The organism is uncultured Ligilactobacillus sp., assembly GCF_948826705.1.
Taxonomy (GTDB): domain Bacteria; phylum Bacillota; class Bacilli; order Lactobacillales; family Lactobacillaceae; genus Ligilactobacillus.
This window is the reverse complement of sequence record NZ_CAQLEL010000094.1, coordinates 1-13,776: the sequence shown is the minus strand read 5'-3', so window position 1 is coordinate 13,776 and position 13,776 is coordinate 1. Positions and strand designations below refer to the sequence as shown.

Below are 13,776 nucleotides of genomic sequence, written 5' to 3'. Positions count from 1 at the left end.
ATGAATACGAAAAAAGTAAATAAACTTGCTTTAGGTGTGATCAAATTGATCGCTGGGATCGTAGTTTTGATCTTAGCCTTTTTGATCGGACGGATCTTGTTAAATGGTCTACCACATGTTTCGTGGCATTTCTTGACGACACCTTCACGTTCCTTTACTGCTGGTGGCGGGATCGGGATCCAGTTGTTCAACTCCTTTTATCTATTGGTCTTGACATTATTGATCTCATTTCCACTTTCTTTAGGTGCTGGGATCTATCTAGCTGAATATGCACCTAAGAATCGTGCGACCGAAACTGTGAGAATGGCGATCGAAGTTTTGAGTTCTTTACCGTCAGTTGTTGTCGGGTTGTTTGGCTTCTTACTTTTTGTGGTCCAATTCAAGATGGGCTTTTCGATCATCTCGGGTGCGATCGCCTTAACATTTTTCAACTTACCATTATTGACGCGTAATGTTGAAGATTCATTAAATAACGTTCCTAAATTGCAACGTGAAGCTGGCTTGGCTTTAGGGTTATCCAAATGGCATACGGTCATAAAGATCATTTTGCCTGAAGCTTTACCAGGGATCATTACTGGGATCGTTCTTTGTGCCGGCCGTGTTTTTGGTGAAGCGGCTGCTTTGATCTATACTGCTGGTCAAAGTGCAACTAATATCGATTTTATGAATTGGAATCCATTTAGTGAATCAAGTCCGCTCAACCTTTTCCGACCAGCGGAAACTTTGGCGGTGCACATCTGGAAGATCAACTCCGAAGGGATCATGCCAGATGCTGAACAGATCTCAGCTGGTGCGTCAGCTGTTTTGATCGTGGCGGTCTTGATCTTTAATTTATCAGCGCGTTATTTGGGCAATCGCTTGTATAAACGCTTGACTGCAAGTAAATAGATGAGGAAGATGACAATGAATGTAGGTAAATATGATTTAAATGAGACATCGATCTTAAAATTTGATCCAAAAGTTCAAGAAGTTGCACTCTCGACCCATGATCTGCAAGTTTATTATGGTAACAAACACGCTTTTTTTGATGGCAACCTTCAATTTGAGCGCTATAAGATCACAGCCTTAGTTGGGGCATCCGGATCTGGAAAATCGACGTTCTTGCGTTCTTTGAATCGTATGAATGATGACGTAGCGACAGTGACGGGCGAGATCATGTATCGCGGGATCGATATCAACTCCAAAAAGATCAACCTCTATGAGATGCGTAAACAGATCGGAATGGTTTTTCAACGGCCTAATCCATTTTCTAAATCGATCAAAGAAAATATCACGTTTGCACTCAAGGAAAATGGGATCAAAGATAAGCAAAAATTAGATGAGATCGTAGAAAAGAGTTTGCGTGGGGCTGCACTTTGGGATGAAGTCAAAGATGACCTAAATAAGAGCGCTTTGGCTTTATCTGGAGGACAACAACAACGACTTTGTATTGCCCGAGCGATCGCAATGGGGCCTGATATCTTATTGATGGATGAACCTTGTAGTGCGCTTGATCCGATCTCAACTTTAAAAGTTGAAGAAACGATGCTTGAATTAAAGAAAAAATATACGATCATCATCGTGACCCATAACATGCAACAAGCTTCACGGGCAAGTGACTATACAGCCTTTTTCCACATGGGGCATGTGATCGAATACGATAAGACAAAAAATATCTTTACCAATCCACGGATACAAGCAACTGAAGATTATATCTCAGGGAATTTTGGTTAGGACGAGGTTTATCATGGAAAAAGAAAAAATTATTACTAGTCAAAATGTTCATTTGTACTATGGACAAAAAGAAGCTTTAAAAGGGATCGATCTAGATTTTCCTAAATCTGGTATCCATGCGCTGATCGGACCTTCAGGTTGTGGGAAGTCAACTTATCTGAGATGTTTGAATCGGATGAATGATTTGATCGATAATGTTAAAATTACAGGAGCGATCAAATTAGACGGTCAAGATATCTACAGTCCTAAGACAGATACGGTCGAATTGCGCAAAAAAGTAGGTATGGTCTTTCAACAGCCCAACCCCTTTCCATTTTCGATCTATGAAAATGTTGTCTATGGTTTACGGATCGCTGGAGTCAAAGATAAACAATTGTTAGATGAGCGGGTCGAAACAAGTTTGAAGCAAGCAGCCGTGTGGGATGATGTTAAAGATGACTTGCATAAGAGTGCTTTAGCCTTATCAGGTGGGCAACAACAACGGGTCTGCATAGCCCGAGTACTTGCGGTCAAACCAGAAGTTATCTTATTAGATGAACCGACGAGTGCGCTTGATCCAGTTTCAAGTAATAAAGTTGAAGAGATGCTTTTGACACTAAAAGATGACTATACTTGTATTATCGTGACTCATAATATGCAACAAGCTTCACGGATCTCAGATACGACTTCATTTTTCTTGAATGGAAATTTGATCGAAACGGGACCGACGAAACAAATTTTTGTTAATCCGAATAAAAAAGAGACCGATGACTATTTAAGCGGTCGATTTGGTTAATTGAACAAGGAGGAATTTTATGCAACGCCACATTGATACTCAGATCCAAGCTTTACGTCAGGAATTTATCACAATGGGCCTTGAAGTTAAGGCAGCGCTTGAAAAAGCGATCATGTCACTTAAAGAAGATGACAAACAAGCTGCTAAAGAGGTCATCGAACACGATGAAGTGATCAACAATCATGAGACATATTTAGAGAAAAAGACAGCTCAGATCATTGCACTGCAAAGTCCAGTAGCGGGTGATCTTCGTGAGATCATTTCGATCTTGAAAGCTAGTTCTGATTTAGAACGTTTAGCTGATCACGCTGTAAGTATCGCTAAAAATGTGTTATTACTCAAAGAAGAGCGTCGTGACGATGAGATCGATATGATGATCGTTAAGATGGGTGATAATGTTTTGGAGATGCTAGCAAGTATTTTGAAAGCATACACTGAAATGGATGAAAAATTAGCGATCGAGATCGCCGAAATGGATGCCGGTAATGATAGGATCTTTTTGAACGTCAGAAAGCGTGCGATGGGCTTGATCAAGACGAATCCTAAATTTGCAGGTGAGGGGATCGATTACTTGCAGATCGCTAATCACTTAGAAAGATCAGGCGATTATATCACTAATATTGCGGAATGGATCGTATATACTAAAAAAGGTAAGATCACCGAATTAGGGCGCAACGATTTCTAAGGATTTTTACGCTAGCTTGATGAATTTTAATTAAAATCTTGGGAAAATAGTACGTTTTCTTAAGCAAGTATGTTAAAATGTATGTGTACTCGAAAGTGAGTAATTTACTGTAAAATCTTTAGGAGGCTGTTTTATGTCATTCGTAAACGGTAGTGAAATTTTTTCTGCAGCTCGCAAGGGCCATTATGCAGTAGGTGCTTTTAACACAAATAACTTGGAATGGACACGTGCTATTCTTAAAGGCGCTCAAGAAAAGAACGTACCTGTATTGATCCAAGTATCAATGGGTGCTGCTAAGTACATGGGCGGTTACAAATTAGTTCGTGACTTAGTTGCAAGCGAAATGGAAGCAATGAACATCACTGTTCCAGTTGTTATGCACTTAGACCATGGTAACTACGAAGCTGCTAAGGAATGTATCGAAGCAGGTTTCTCATCAGTTATGTTTGATGGCCATGACTTACCATTCGAAGAAAACTTGGCTAAGACAAAAGAAATCGTTGAATTAGCACATGCTAAAGGTATTTCTGTTGAAGCTGAAGTTGGTTCTATCGGTGGTGAAGAAGACGGTGTTGTTGGTGCTGGTGAATTAGCAGACGTTGAAGAAGCAAAACAAATCGCTGCACTTGGCGTTGACTACTTAGCATGTGGTATCGGTAACATCCACGGTCAATATCCAGCAAACTGGAAGGGTCTTAACTTTGACCGCTTGAAGGAATTGGCAGACGCTATGCCAGATATGCCATTAGTATTGCACGGTGGTTCTGGTATTCCTCAAGAACAAGTTGTTAAAGCTATCTCAATGGGTGTTTCCAAGCTTAACATCAATACAGAATGCCAAATTGCATTTGCTGAAGCAACACGTAAGTACATCGAAGAAGGCAAGGATAAAGAAGGTAAAGGTTACGATCCTCGTAAACTTCTTGCACCTGGTACACAAGCTATCACAGATACAGTTGAAGAGATTATCGACTGGATCGGTACACCAGAAGCTAAATAATCTAAAGATCACCAAAAAGGTCCTAGGAGATTTCCTAGGGCCTTTTTTAGATATGATCATGCTTACTCTTGTATTGCAATAGGTGTTCGCCGACCATTTTGTAGATCACAGCATTGATGATCACGTGTTTTGTCAGTTTGCTCAGTGATAGACTGGTGGCTAACGGTTTGGCATAACCGCCATTTTGAAGTGCTTGATTGAAGATTTGAGCAAAACTATTATAAGATTCCTTGATCGAAAATTCATGTAATAATTGCTCATTGTAAGTTTTGATCGTTTCTAAAGGATAGACTGATTTTAGGAGGCTGATCACCAGCAATTCGGCTAAGTGAGTTGCATTGTACTTTTTCTTAACGGGACGTGACATGAGGCCTTTTTTGACATAACTGTTGATCATTGAAGGCGTCAAAGGTGCCCCTAAAAAGCCAGTCAAATAGCGATTACCGAGATTGACCAATTGATCCATATATAGTTCGAAATCAGGAAAATCTTCCCAATAGGGCAATCGTTTATTCGTGAAACTATCTAATTGCTTTTGGATGTTTAATTTCTCCATCGCGCTCGTCCTTTTATCTAGTTTAAGTGTATTATAACATATTATGCTAAGATTTATTGATCTTTAAAAACTTTTAAACTAGACTAAAAGTCTATATATAATTGACTTATATATTTAATAGGTGTAGACTGAAACTAGATTTTAGAAGGTGGTGTCAGATATGGATCGACGTGAACAGATCACAAATGAAGTATGGAGTGCGATCACACATGGTATCGGGGTAGGGCTAAGTATTTGGTTATTAGTCTTATTGATCTTAAAAGGGATCGCAACGCAAAATATTGTCAGTTTTACAGCATATCTAATCTACGGCTTGTGTTTATTGAGTCTGTACTTAGCTTCGACTTTATTTCATTGTTTATATTTCACCAAAGCACGTCGGTTATTCCAAGCATTTGATCATGCCAGTATTTATTTATTGATCGCTGGTACATATATGCCATATTGCTTGATCGGGATCGGGGGCAAGTTTGGTTGGAGCTTATGGATCGCAGTAGCCTTCTTGATGCTCTTTGGGGTCTTGTATCATGCCTTAGCTGAACCTAGGCATCAGATCGTTGAGACTATGATCTGTGTCCTAGCAGGGTGGCTGTGTGTATTAGGTTTTAAACCACTATTTCAGGTATTAGGTTTTCCCGGGTTACTATTACTATTAGCGGGAGGCATTGCCTTTACCCTAGGCGCGGTCGTTTATAGTTTAAAGCTGAAGTATGTTCATATTTATTGGCATTTGCTGGTGATCTTAGGCTCGGCTTTGATGTTTTGTTCGATCTATTTTTATCTATAAGAATAAAAATATTTTATTTTTAAGTGGAAGCGTTTGCGATGGGTGCTATTTAATGTTATCCTTATTTTAGAGGATAGTGTCTCAAGAAAGGAGAGTGGTACTCATGCCAACGATACAGTTGACGACAGAACAACGCAGAGCGTTAGAAGGATTTGCTAATGAATTTGAAACTGTAAATGCCTTAGCTGACCGCAATCGGCAAAAGATAATTCTTTTATTATGTGAACGACTCCGTGAAGGAATGACTGTTACTGAGATCACCAAAATGATGGCCATCACCCAACCGGCAGTTTCACATCATCTAAAGATCTTGCGCGAAGCTGGTCTAGTTTCATTTAAAAAAGAAGGATTGCAAAGCTTTTACCATGTAACACTTGAAGCACCTTTAAAAAGCTTGGAAGATGCGATCCATCAAGTTCGTTTGACGGTGGATACGACAACTAAATAGTAGGATAGTTGTTTCAGCTTGCATTAGGCTTTTAAGCAGGCCGGGTGCGATCGTTGAAACAAATTTTTTTATTATAAGAATATAAAAAAGGCGCTAGAAAATTTCTAGCGCCTCTTTTTTTAATTAGCAAAGTAAGTCAGGATCTGTTCTTCAGTTAGATCCTTTTTGTTACGAGTATCGAAGACTATCTGCCCATCATTTAAGATGATGATACGATTGCCATAGCGTAAAGCATCTTGAAGGCGATGAGTGATCATTAAACAGGTCAGCTTCTTTTCAGTGATCACTTCATCGGTCAGCTTTAATAACTCAGCACTCGTATTAGGATCAAGGGCAGCAGTGTGTTCGTCTAAGAGCAGGATATCTGGGCGCGCGATCGTAGCCATCAAAAAGCTCAATGTCTGCCGTTGTCCCCCAGAAAGATCACCTGTGAAAGTGTGTAATCGCTTTGATAAATTATTAGGGAGTTTAGCCGTCAATTCTTTGAATTGAGGTAGATGGGTTTGTAAGCGCCGAGGACGCAAAGTGCGTTTTTGTCCACGTTTTAATGCTAGTAAAAGATTTTCAGCAACTGTCATTCGAGGAGCGGTGCCCATTTTAGGATCTTGAAAGACTTGAGCGATATATGAGGCACGTTTGACTTCTGATAGTGTGGTCAGATCGATCCCGTCTAAAAGGACCTGTCCACTAGATGGTTTGAGCGAACCATTGATCACATTTAAAAGAGTTGATTTTCCAGCACCATTTGTACCTAGAAGTGTGATAAAATCACCAGCCTCGATCGTAAGTGAAAGATCTTTTAAGATCTTTTTTTCTTCAGTTGTTCCGGGATTGACCACGGTCGTGATATTTTTTAATTCGAGTGTCATGGCTTTTGGACTCCTTTCTTCAGTGTTTTGCTGAAATTGAATTTCTTCTCTAAGACTGGCAGCATTAGGCATAATGCTAAGATCAAAGATGAGAGCAATTTGAAATCGTTGGTGCTAAATCCAAGTTTTAAAACGATGAGTAAGACGAAACGATAGAAGATGCTGCCTAAGATAACAGCAACTAATCGAGCAGTCAAACTGAGTTCACCAAAGGCAACTTCACCGATAATGATCGCAGCTAGACCAATAACGATCGTACCGACCCCCATATTGACATCGGCATAACCGTCATTTTGGGCGATCAATCCACCGCAAAGACCGATCAAGCCGTTAGAGATCATTAAGCCTAAGATCTCCATGTTGTCTGTATTGATCCCTAACGAGCGGGCCATCAGTTTGTTATCACCAGTTGCGATAAAAGCTTGCCCCAGATCGGTATTTAAAAAGAGAGCTAGCAGTAAGATCAAAAGTGTAAGTAAGATCAAGCCTAGGGTCACCGATGGAAAACTGTTCGGTAGTTCACGTAATATCCCAGTGTTGAGCAAAGTATTTTGGTTGAGTAAGCCAACAGTTGCTTTCCCCAGAACACGAAGGTTGATCGAGTAGATACCTGTCATGACCAAGATCCCAGCTAATAATACGGGGATCTTTCCTTTGGTGTATAAGATCCCGGTCAAAAATCCAGTCAAAAGTCCCGCCCCAAAGGAAGCTAAAGTTGCGATAAAAGGTGATGTTCCTTGGGTGATCAAAGAAACACAAACACAGGCGCCAAAGGGAAAGGTCCCTTCAACTGTCATATCGGGGAATTTTAAGATCCTAAAGGTCAAGTAAAGACCTAGACCAAGGATACCCCAGAGCAATCCTTGCCCAATTGCTGATACGATTAGATTCATTTGATAACAACTCCTTTTTTACTGATCTGTGTAACTAGTTCATTAGGAAGATCGATCCCTAGTTGTTGAGCCTGTTTTTGATTGAGATAGGTAGTTCCTTGGGTTGGATATTCGATTTCCATGTCGGCTGGATCTTTTCCTTTTAAGATCGCAGCTGTCATCTTGCCTGTCATTTTACCAAGTTCATACTGGCTAACACTGACAGTGGCCAATCCGCCTTGACGTGTCATTTCAGAAGTTGAAGGAAAGATCGGGATCTTATTTTGGTTAGCATTTTTGAGGACCGTTTGAAATCCTGAGGCCACAGTATTGTCATTTGGAATATAGATCGCTTGAACATTGCTAGCCATTGTAGCGGAGACTTGTTGGATGTCATTAGTCGAAGTGATCGTATATTCTTTTACTGTAAGTCCCGCTTTTTGAGCTAGTTTTGAAAATTCTTTGACTTCAGCCGCTGATGAATCATCGCTTGAAGTGTGTAAAACACCGATCGTCTTTAAATTAGGGATGATCGTTTTGATCAATTGAAGTTGGCGGGCGATCGGTTCTCTGTGCTGAACACCCGTGATATTACCACCGGGGTGTTTGAGGTCTTTAACTAGACCAGCTCCGATCGGATCACTGATCGCTCCCATAACGATGGGAGTCGTTTTAGTCGTATTAGCTAATGATTGGGCGGCTGGGGTAGCGATCCCGATCATGACCGCAGCATCTTCATTTTCAAAGCGTTGACTCATGGATTTGAGGTTACTTTGATCATTTTGGGCATTTTGGAAATCGATCTTGATGTTTTTTCCTGCGATAAAGCCTTCTTCTTTTAAAGCGGCAATGATCCCGCGATGGATCTCATCTAAAGCGGGATGTGATGTTAATTGTAAGATCCCAACAGTTGGGGTCTGGTTTTTTTTGGCTTGATCAGTTGAGCGGAAAAATGCAAAGATCAAAAATAAAAATAAAACTACAATTGTGCTGATTAAGCGTTTCATAAGTAAATTCCTCCTTTTGATTTTTTACGTTCGTATCTATATGCGGTAAGAAAAAAGCACTTCCCACTGAGCGCGGGAAGTGCTTTTTAACAAGACCCGCATGGTAGTTGATCCATGCAAGTCGATCTAAGAGAACCAGCACAGATACGAACGATACGTTACGTACGGTCGCATCTGTGCACACAGAAGCAACCTAGTGCTGGCTTTGCCAACGAATATTTTTGAGTTGCATAACTGTTTTATTCATAGTTCTCTTCCTTTCCGAATTGATTATGAGTGAATTGTACTATACTAAAAATTAGTTGTCAATTAAAAAAATCACTTTTTTGCTTTTCTAAAAAAGGTGTGCTACAATAACTCAGTAGTCAACTTGGGGATGTTTAGGATTCGACAGGTATAGGTCGGGCTTGAGTTGCGCTTAGTAGGTTGCGACTACTATAAAACGCTCAGTTTAAATTATAACTGCAAAAAATAATAACAACTCTTACGCTTTAGCTGCCTAGTCAGCACTGCGTAGATCCGTCTGATATCGTCTGTGTGTCAGTTGCGGGTCCTATATTAGCAGACTACGCTCAGTGTTTTAGCCTGAAATGCTGAGAAGAGACTTTTAGGCTAGTCGTTGGTGTTGGCCCTGTCATTCGGCGTGATCAACGATGAAATTCAAATAGTATGACTATGAGCGTAGAGACTTGAGTTACGATATGCTTGGACGCGGGTTCGACTCCCGCCATCTCCATAAGTAAAGCCCTCATCGAAAATATTCGATGAGGGCTTTTTGTTATTGTGTATCTTCTAAAGTGGATTCGACGGTAGGTGATTGTTCGTTAGTATTTTCGCCACTATCACTTTGTTTAAGCTCTGGAGCATCAGAGTGATATTTATCAGCGGTGGAGTGGTTATTATTTTTAGACCATAGACTAGTTGAACGACTCTTGAGTGTAGCCTGGATCTTATCTAATTGCTCAACTTGGTTTTTATAGTTGAAATCTTTTGGATCAACGGGTGTAAAACCAGTTGGCACATAGAAGCGCAAGAGATTCTTATTGTTGAGCGAGTCCGAGAGTGAAAGCGCCGAGTTAACATGCTCTTGTGCTACTTTTAATTGAGCCTGTACTTTTTTAGACGGATGAGTTACCACATTACCGGTGCTGTTTTCGTAGATCGTACTACCAACAACGGTGTATTTTGGTGTGATGAAATTCTCATTTCTAAAAGCAACAGTTTGATCATGATCTTTGGAGAAGAGATCTGAACCAAATAAAAGATATTTTTTCGAATCGATCCCTGCTAGGTGAAGTAACGTCGGCATGACGTCGATCTCACCCCCGTATTGTTCAAAGATCCCACCATTTTCTTGCCCTGGGATGTGGATCATAAATGGAACACGTTGCATTTGAACATTGTAAAAGTCGCTCCAAGTCGAGGAAGATTTTCCTAAAAGGGAAGCTAACTTCAAATTTCGTGAGTTAGATATCCCGTAATGATCGCCATAAAGTACGATCACTGAATCATCATAAAGTCCAGAAGCTTTGAGATAATCAAAGAATTCTTTAACGGCTTGATCTAGGTAGTGGGCCGTAACAAAGTAATTATCGACTGAACTATCACCTGTATTAGCTGCTTCAAAGCTTTTGTTTTGGTCATCTAAACTAAACGGGAAGTGATTAGAGACCGTGATGAATTTAGCATAAAATGGTTGTTGTAACTTTTCTAAGTACTTAACTGAATCATGGAACAACAACTTATCTTTAAGACCATATTCACTTAAGTTATTGGCATTTTGGTCGTAGTAACTGGCATCAAAGAAGTATTGGTAGCCAAAGTTTTTGTAGACTTTATCTCGATTCCAAAATGAGCCTGAGTTACCGTGAAAAACAGCTGAAGAATAGTTTTGACTTTGATTTAAGATCGCTGGCATAGCTTCGAAGGTATTATCTGTTCCTAAAGTCGAAAACATCGAACCTTGAGGCAAACCATATGCGCCAGTCTCAAGCATCGTTTCTGCATCAGAGGTCTTTCCTTGTCCGACTTGATTAAAGAAATTAGCAAACGAGAACGTCTCTTTACCGTGATAAAGGCTATTTAAAAACGGCGTGACTTCTTGTCCATTTAATTTATAGTCGATCAAGAATTGTTGGAAACTTTCAAGGTGGATGACGATGATGTTTTTATTTTTAGCGATCCCAAACATCTTTTGGTCCGGAGCAGCATAGTTAGCTTGGGTAAAATCAATGATCTTATTTAAATCAGCCCCAGTAGCCTTAGACCGTGTTTGACTGGTCTTGGCTGTTTTTAGCCCGTCGTATACGGTAAAGGCATCGATCCCTAAATATTTGACTAAATAGTTGCGGTCAAAGGTTCGCGTCAGTAATTGCGGACGATCGATCTCACCTAATGTGATATTCAATAGTAGAAACATTAGGGAAAAAGATGTCATGGCTACGGCTTGATTCTTAGGGATATAATGCTTGTCGAGCTTGATCTGACGAGTCAAGAGTAGTAGTAAGATGACCACTACATCAATAATGATCAAAAGGTCTTGGGGTTTTAAAAGTGAAAACGAGCTCCCACTTAGTCCTTGTGAGACCGAAGAATACCCAAAGATCACGTTCATAGTCATAAAGTCAGTAAATTCGCGGTAATAAATAACGCTGATCAATAAAAATGCCGTATTAGCTATGTAAAGTAACAATAGACATAGATAGGCAGGGATCGTTTTACGGACGTAAAGTGCAATGCTAAAGAGCAATAGTGTCGTCGCGATCGGATTTATCAATAAGATAAGATACTGATAGATCCCGTGGACACCAAGGTGAAAATCGATCAAATAAACTAGGATCGTTTTTAACCAAAACAAGCACGAAACAAGTGCAAAAAAGCCCCACCGTGTATTGATAAAATTTCGTAATTTTGTCCAGTTCACAGGTGCAAACCGTCCTTTCAAAGTAGTTGGCATATCACTTAATTCTAAACCAGTTAGCGGTCAAGCGTCAATTTTTCAAGGGAATTTTAGCAAATATTAAAGATATCGTTGGGTAAGTTTGAAGTTATGAAAATAGAAAAATTGTTTTCAATTATTGTGAATTTCTTAAAAAATATTTATTTTATTCACATAAAATAAATTGCTATTGTGGCAAAATATAGTAGCGATAGTGGTGGGGAATTTGTGAAAAAAGTACGTGAAAAAAGTTTTCATATGAAATAAAATGAAAGAATTAACCTAAAATTCTTCTTGTAATGGTTTGCATAAAACTGCTAAAATATTATCTTGATGAGAATTATTGAGAAAAGAATTGAAGAGAAACGAGGGAATTGATTATGTGGATAGCCTTGATCCCCGCTTTAGCATGGGGAAGTATTGGATTGATCAGTGGTAAGTTGGGTGGTAATGCTAACCAACAAACCTTGGGGATGACTTGGGGGGCTTTTTTGAGGAGGGGCGTATTGTGGAATATGGTTCGCCGGAGGAATTATGTAAGAAGGGCGGATATTTTGAAAGAATGCAGAAGTTTCTTGCTGAAAATGAATAAAATACAGAAATTTGGGGGATTCCCCTCTTGCATTTTGCGGAGGATTGTGTTAAAATCTCAAGTTGGATTCCGAAAAATTTTATAAAAATTTTACAGTTCAAACAGAGGAGGCAGCTATGGAAGCGTATGATGTTTTTAAAGATCTAGCCATTATTATCCTGGTGGCGAAAGCGTTCGGCATCCTTGCGAGAAGATGTAAGGCACCACAGGTAGTCGGTGAGATTATTGCCGGTTTGATTATCGGACCGAGCATATTGGGTTGGGTAGCCCAGACAGATTTTCTTGTCCAGATGGCGGAGATCGGGGTTATTCTTCTGATGTTTTCGGCGGGGCTTGAAACGGATATTAAGGAATTATTGAGGACGGGACCTATCGCGCTCTTGATTGCGTGTGCGGGTGTGTTTGTCCCTCTTATATGTGGAACCCTGCTTTATATGGGTTTTTACGGCGCGGCTCCCTGGGGCAGCGAGGAGTTTTACAAAGCGGTTTTTATCGGTACGATTCTTACAGCCACATCAGTTAGTATTACGGTTGAATCGCTGCGTGAGATGGGTCGGTTAAAGGGCAAGGTTGGCACGACTATTTTAAGTGCTGCGATTATCGACGATGTAATCGGAATTATCGTTCTGACCGTTGTTGTCGGGTTTAAAAGTCCGGATTCCAATCCGGGGAAGGTGGTTATTAATACCTTACTTTTCTTTGTGCTGGCGGTGGTTGCAGGTTTTCTGTTTTATTTCCTGTTCCGCAAGTTTGATACGCTCTATCCGCACACGAGGCGCATCCCGATTTTAGGGCTTGCGTTCTGTTTTGCAATGTCTTACATAGCCGAGAGATATTTCGGTATTGCGGATATTACGGGTGCATATGTGGCGGGTATCGTGCTGTGCAGTTTGCGTGATTCGGGTTATATTGCGCAGAAGATGGATACGAATTCGTACATGTTGTTTGGACCGGTCTTTTTTGCAAGTATTGGTTTAAAGACCAATATTGATAACCTGGATGGTTCGATCCTGCTTTTTGCTGCGGCGTTTGTTGCAGTCGGGTTGATTGCAAAGATTATCGGGTGCGGTCTGGCAGCCAGACTTTGCAAGTTTAAGAATAAGGATGCTTTAAAAATCGGTGTCGGCATGATGACGCGCGGCGAGGTCGCGCTGATTGTCGCCCAGAAGGGTCTTTCGGTCGGGCTGATGACACCTGTCTACTTTACAGCGGTAATTTTGCTGATTATTGTATCCTCAATTCTCACCCCTATCATACTGAAAGTGCTGTATGCGGGCGAACCACTTGAGGAAGCAGCGGCAGCGAAATAGGTATCAGGATAGAAAAACAAACTGTGAAAGAGTAAAAAAGGGGATAAATTACAGTCAGGAGCGTGTTCTGCGGGTGATTCGCAAAGCACGCTCCTGTCTTTTGTGGAAAAAAATGGAAATTTGCAAAAAATGTATTCCATATTTTCGAAGGACATGGTATAATGTTCGTGAAGGCAAAGCAAGGAAGAGCGGGGATACAGTGTGGCGAAGCTGTCCGAGTACAG

At 40.5% G+C, this 13,776-nt stretch carries 13 protein-coding genes, 1 other RNA gene and 1 pseudogene; 10 read left to right on the top strand and 5 right to left on the bottom strand.

The features are described 5' to 3' along the window. The 5 genes from pstA to Q9Q35_RS06355 all read left to right on the top strand — a co-directional run bounded on the left by pstA (position 1) and on the right by Q9Q35_RS06355 (position 4,173). Positions 1-888: a phosphate ABC transporter permease PstA gene (pstA, locus tag Q9Q35_RS06375; protein WP_304652633.1), complete on the top strand. Its 888-nt coding sequence runs from the start codon at positions 1-3 to the stop codon at positions 886-888. A gap of 15 nt (positions 889-903) precedes the next feature. After that, positions 904-1,713 (top strand): phosphate ABC transporter ATP-binding protein PstB, encoded by an 810-nt coding sequence (pstB, locus tag Q9Q35_RS06370; protein ID WP_004051652.1) that lies wholly within the window; start codon positions 904-906, stop codon positions 1,711-1,713. A 13-nt stretch (positions 1,714-1,726) separates the two neighbouring features. Further along, positions 1,727-2,488: a phosphate ABC transporter ATP-binding protein PstB gene (pstB, locus tag Q9Q35_RS06365; RefSeq protein ID WP_066023760.1), complete on the top strand. Its 762-nt coding sequence runs from the start codon at positions 1,727-1,729 to the stop codon at positions 2,486-2,488. A 19-nt stretch (positions 2,489-2,507) separates the two neighbouring features. Beyond that, positions 2,508-3,173 (top strand): phosphate signaling complex protein PhoU, encoded by a 666-nt coding sequence (gene phoU / locus Q9Q35_RS06360; protein ID WP_304652632.1) that lies wholly within the window; start codon positions 2,508-2,510, stop codon positions 3,171-3,173. Between the two features lie 133 nt (positions 3,174-3,306). Beyond that, a complete protein-coding gene (locus tag Q9Q35_RS06355) occupies positions 3,307-4,173 on the top strand; it encodes a class II fructose-bisphosphate aldolase (protein ID WP_056959242.1) in 867 nt (288 codons plus the stop codon). A 46-nt stretch (positions 4,174-4,219) separates the two neighbouring features. On the opposite strand, the gene Q9Q35_RS06350 is transcribed toward Q9Q35_RS06355, so the two are convergent. Beyond that, the gene (locus Q9Q35_RS06350) at positions 4,220-4,729 is read right to left on the bottom strand and encodes a DUF1836 domain-containing protein (protein WP_304652631.1); all 510 of its coding nucleotides are present in this window, start codon (positions 4,727-4,729) and stop codon (positions 4,220-4,222) included. A gap of 160 nt (positions 4,730-4,889) precedes the next feature. On the opposite strand from Q9Q35_RS06350, the gene Q9Q35_RS06345 reads away from it, so the two are divergent. Together Q9Q35_RS06345 and Q9Q35_RS06340 are read left to right on the top strand one after the other, a co-directional pair. After that, positions 4,890-5,516, top strand: coding sequence for a hemolysin III family protein (locus Q9Q35_RS06345; protein ID WP_304652630.1), 627 nt, complete (start codon positions 4,890-4,892; stop codon positions 5,514-5,516). Positions 5,517-5,619: 103 nt separating this feature from the next. Next, positions 5,620-5,964, top strand: coding sequence for a helix-turn-helix transcriptional regulator (locus Q9Q35_RS06340; protein ID WP_304652629.1), 345 nt, complete (start codon positions 5,620-5,622; stop codon positions 5,962-5,964). 119 nt (positions 5,965-6,083) lie between these two features. Here Q9Q35_RS06340 and Q9Q35_RS06335 read toward each other — a convergent pair whose 3' ends face one another. Genes Q9Q35_RS06335 through trpX form a run of 3 tightly spaced genes read right to left on the bottom strand, consistent with a single transcriptional unit; the run spans position 6,084 to position 8,712 of the window. Then, complete coding sequence (locus Q9Q35_RS06335; protein ID WP_304652628.1) at positions 6,084-6,833, bottom strand: ABC transporter ATP-binding protein; 750 nt, start codon at positions 6,831-6,833, stop codon at positions 6,084-6,086. Beyond that, on the bottom strand, positions 6,830-7,726 hold the full coding sequence (locus tag Q9Q35_RS06330) for an ABC transporter permease (RefSeq protein ID WP_304652627.1): 897 nt from the start codon (positions 7,724-7,726) through the stop codon (positions 6,830-6,832). The genes Q9Q35_RS06335 and Q9Q35_RS06330 overlap by 4 nt, the downstream gene beginning before the upstream one ends. Next, positions 7,723-8,712 (bottom strand): tryptophan ABC transporter substrate-binding protein, encoded by a 990-nt coding sequence (trpX, locus tag Q9Q35_RS06325; protein ID WP_304652626.1) that lies wholly within the window; start codon positions 8,710-8,712, stop codon positions 7,723-7,725. Before trpX ends, Q9Q35_RS06330 begins: the two co-directional genes overlap by 4 nt. Positions 8,713-9,084: 372 nt before the next feature. Here trpX and ssrA point away from each other — a divergent pair. Continuing rightward, positions 9,085-9,451, top strand: a transfer-messenger RNA (tmRNA) gene (gene ssrA, locus Q9Q35_RS06320). Positions 9,452-9,490: 39 nt separating this feature from the next. Here ssrA and Q9Q35_RS06315 read toward each other — a convergent pair. Further along, on the bottom strand, positions 9,491-11,635 hold the full coding sequence (locus Q9Q35_RS06315) for an LTA synthase family protein (RefSeq protein WP_304652625.1): 2,145 nt from the start codon (positions 11,633-11,635) through the stop codon (positions 9,491-9,493). Positions 11,636-12,030: 395 nt separating this feature from the next. Between Q9Q35_RS06315 and Q9Q35_RS06310 the strand changes: the two are divergent. Next, positions 12,031-12,162 (top strand): annotated as a pseudogene (locus Q9Q35_RS06310) (GRP family sugar transporter); the annotation flags it as partial. Positions 12,163-12,358: 196 nt separating this feature from the next. Next, on the top strand, positions 12,359-13,552 hold the full coding sequence (locus tag Q9Q35_RS06305; protein WP_304652624.1) for a cation:proton antiporter: 1,194 nt from the start codon (positions 12,359-12,361) through the stop codon (positions 13,550-13,552). Positions 13,553-13,776 lie beyond the last annotated feature (224 nt).

Coding starts and splice junctions, on each gene's coding strand:
- phoU (WP_304652632.1), top strand. CDS start 2,508: ATGCAACGCCACATTGATACTCAGATCCAAGCTTTACGTCAGGAATTT.
- pstB (WP_004051652.1), top strand. CDS start 904: ATGAATGTAGGTAAATATGATTTAAATGAGACATCGATCTTAAAATTT.
- pstA (WP_304652633.1), top strand. CDS start 1: ATGAATACGAAAAAAGTAAATAAACTTGCTTTAGGTGTGATCAAATTG.
- Q9Q35_RS06340 (WP_304652629.1), top strand. CDS start 5,620: ATGCCAACGATACAGTTGACGACAGAACAACGCAGAGCGTTAGAAGGA.
- Q9Q35_RS06350 (WP_304652631.1), bottom strand. CDS start 4,729: ATGGAGAAATTAAACATCCAAAAGCAATTAGATAGTTTCACGAATAAA.
- pstB (WP_066023760.1), top strand. CDS start 1,727: ATGGAAAAAGAAAAAATTATTACTAGTCAAAATGTTCATTTGTACTAT.
- Q9Q35_RS06355 (WP_056959242.1), top strand. CDS start 3,307: ATGTCATTCGTAAACGGTAGTGAAATTTTTTCTGCAGCTCGCAAGGGC.
- Q9Q35_RS06305 (WP_304652624.1), top strand. CDS start 12,359: ATGGAAGCGTATGATGTTTTTAAAGATCTAGCCATTATTATCCTGGTG.
- trpX (WP_304652626.1), bottom strand. CDS start 8,712: ATGAAACGCTTAATCAGCACAATTGTAGTTTTATTTTTATTTTTGATC.
- Q9Q35_RS06330 (WP_304652627.1), bottom strand. CDS start 7,726: ATGAATCTAATCGTATCAGCAATTGGGCAAGGATTGCTCTGGGGTATC.
- Q9Q35_RS06345 (WP_304652630.1), top strand. CDS start 4,890: ATGGATCGACGTGAACAGATCACAAATGAAGTATGGAGTGCGATCACA.
- Q9Q35_RS06335 (WP_304652628.1), bottom strand. CDS start 6,833: ATGACACTCGAATTAAAAAATATCACGACCGTGGTCAATCCCGGAACA.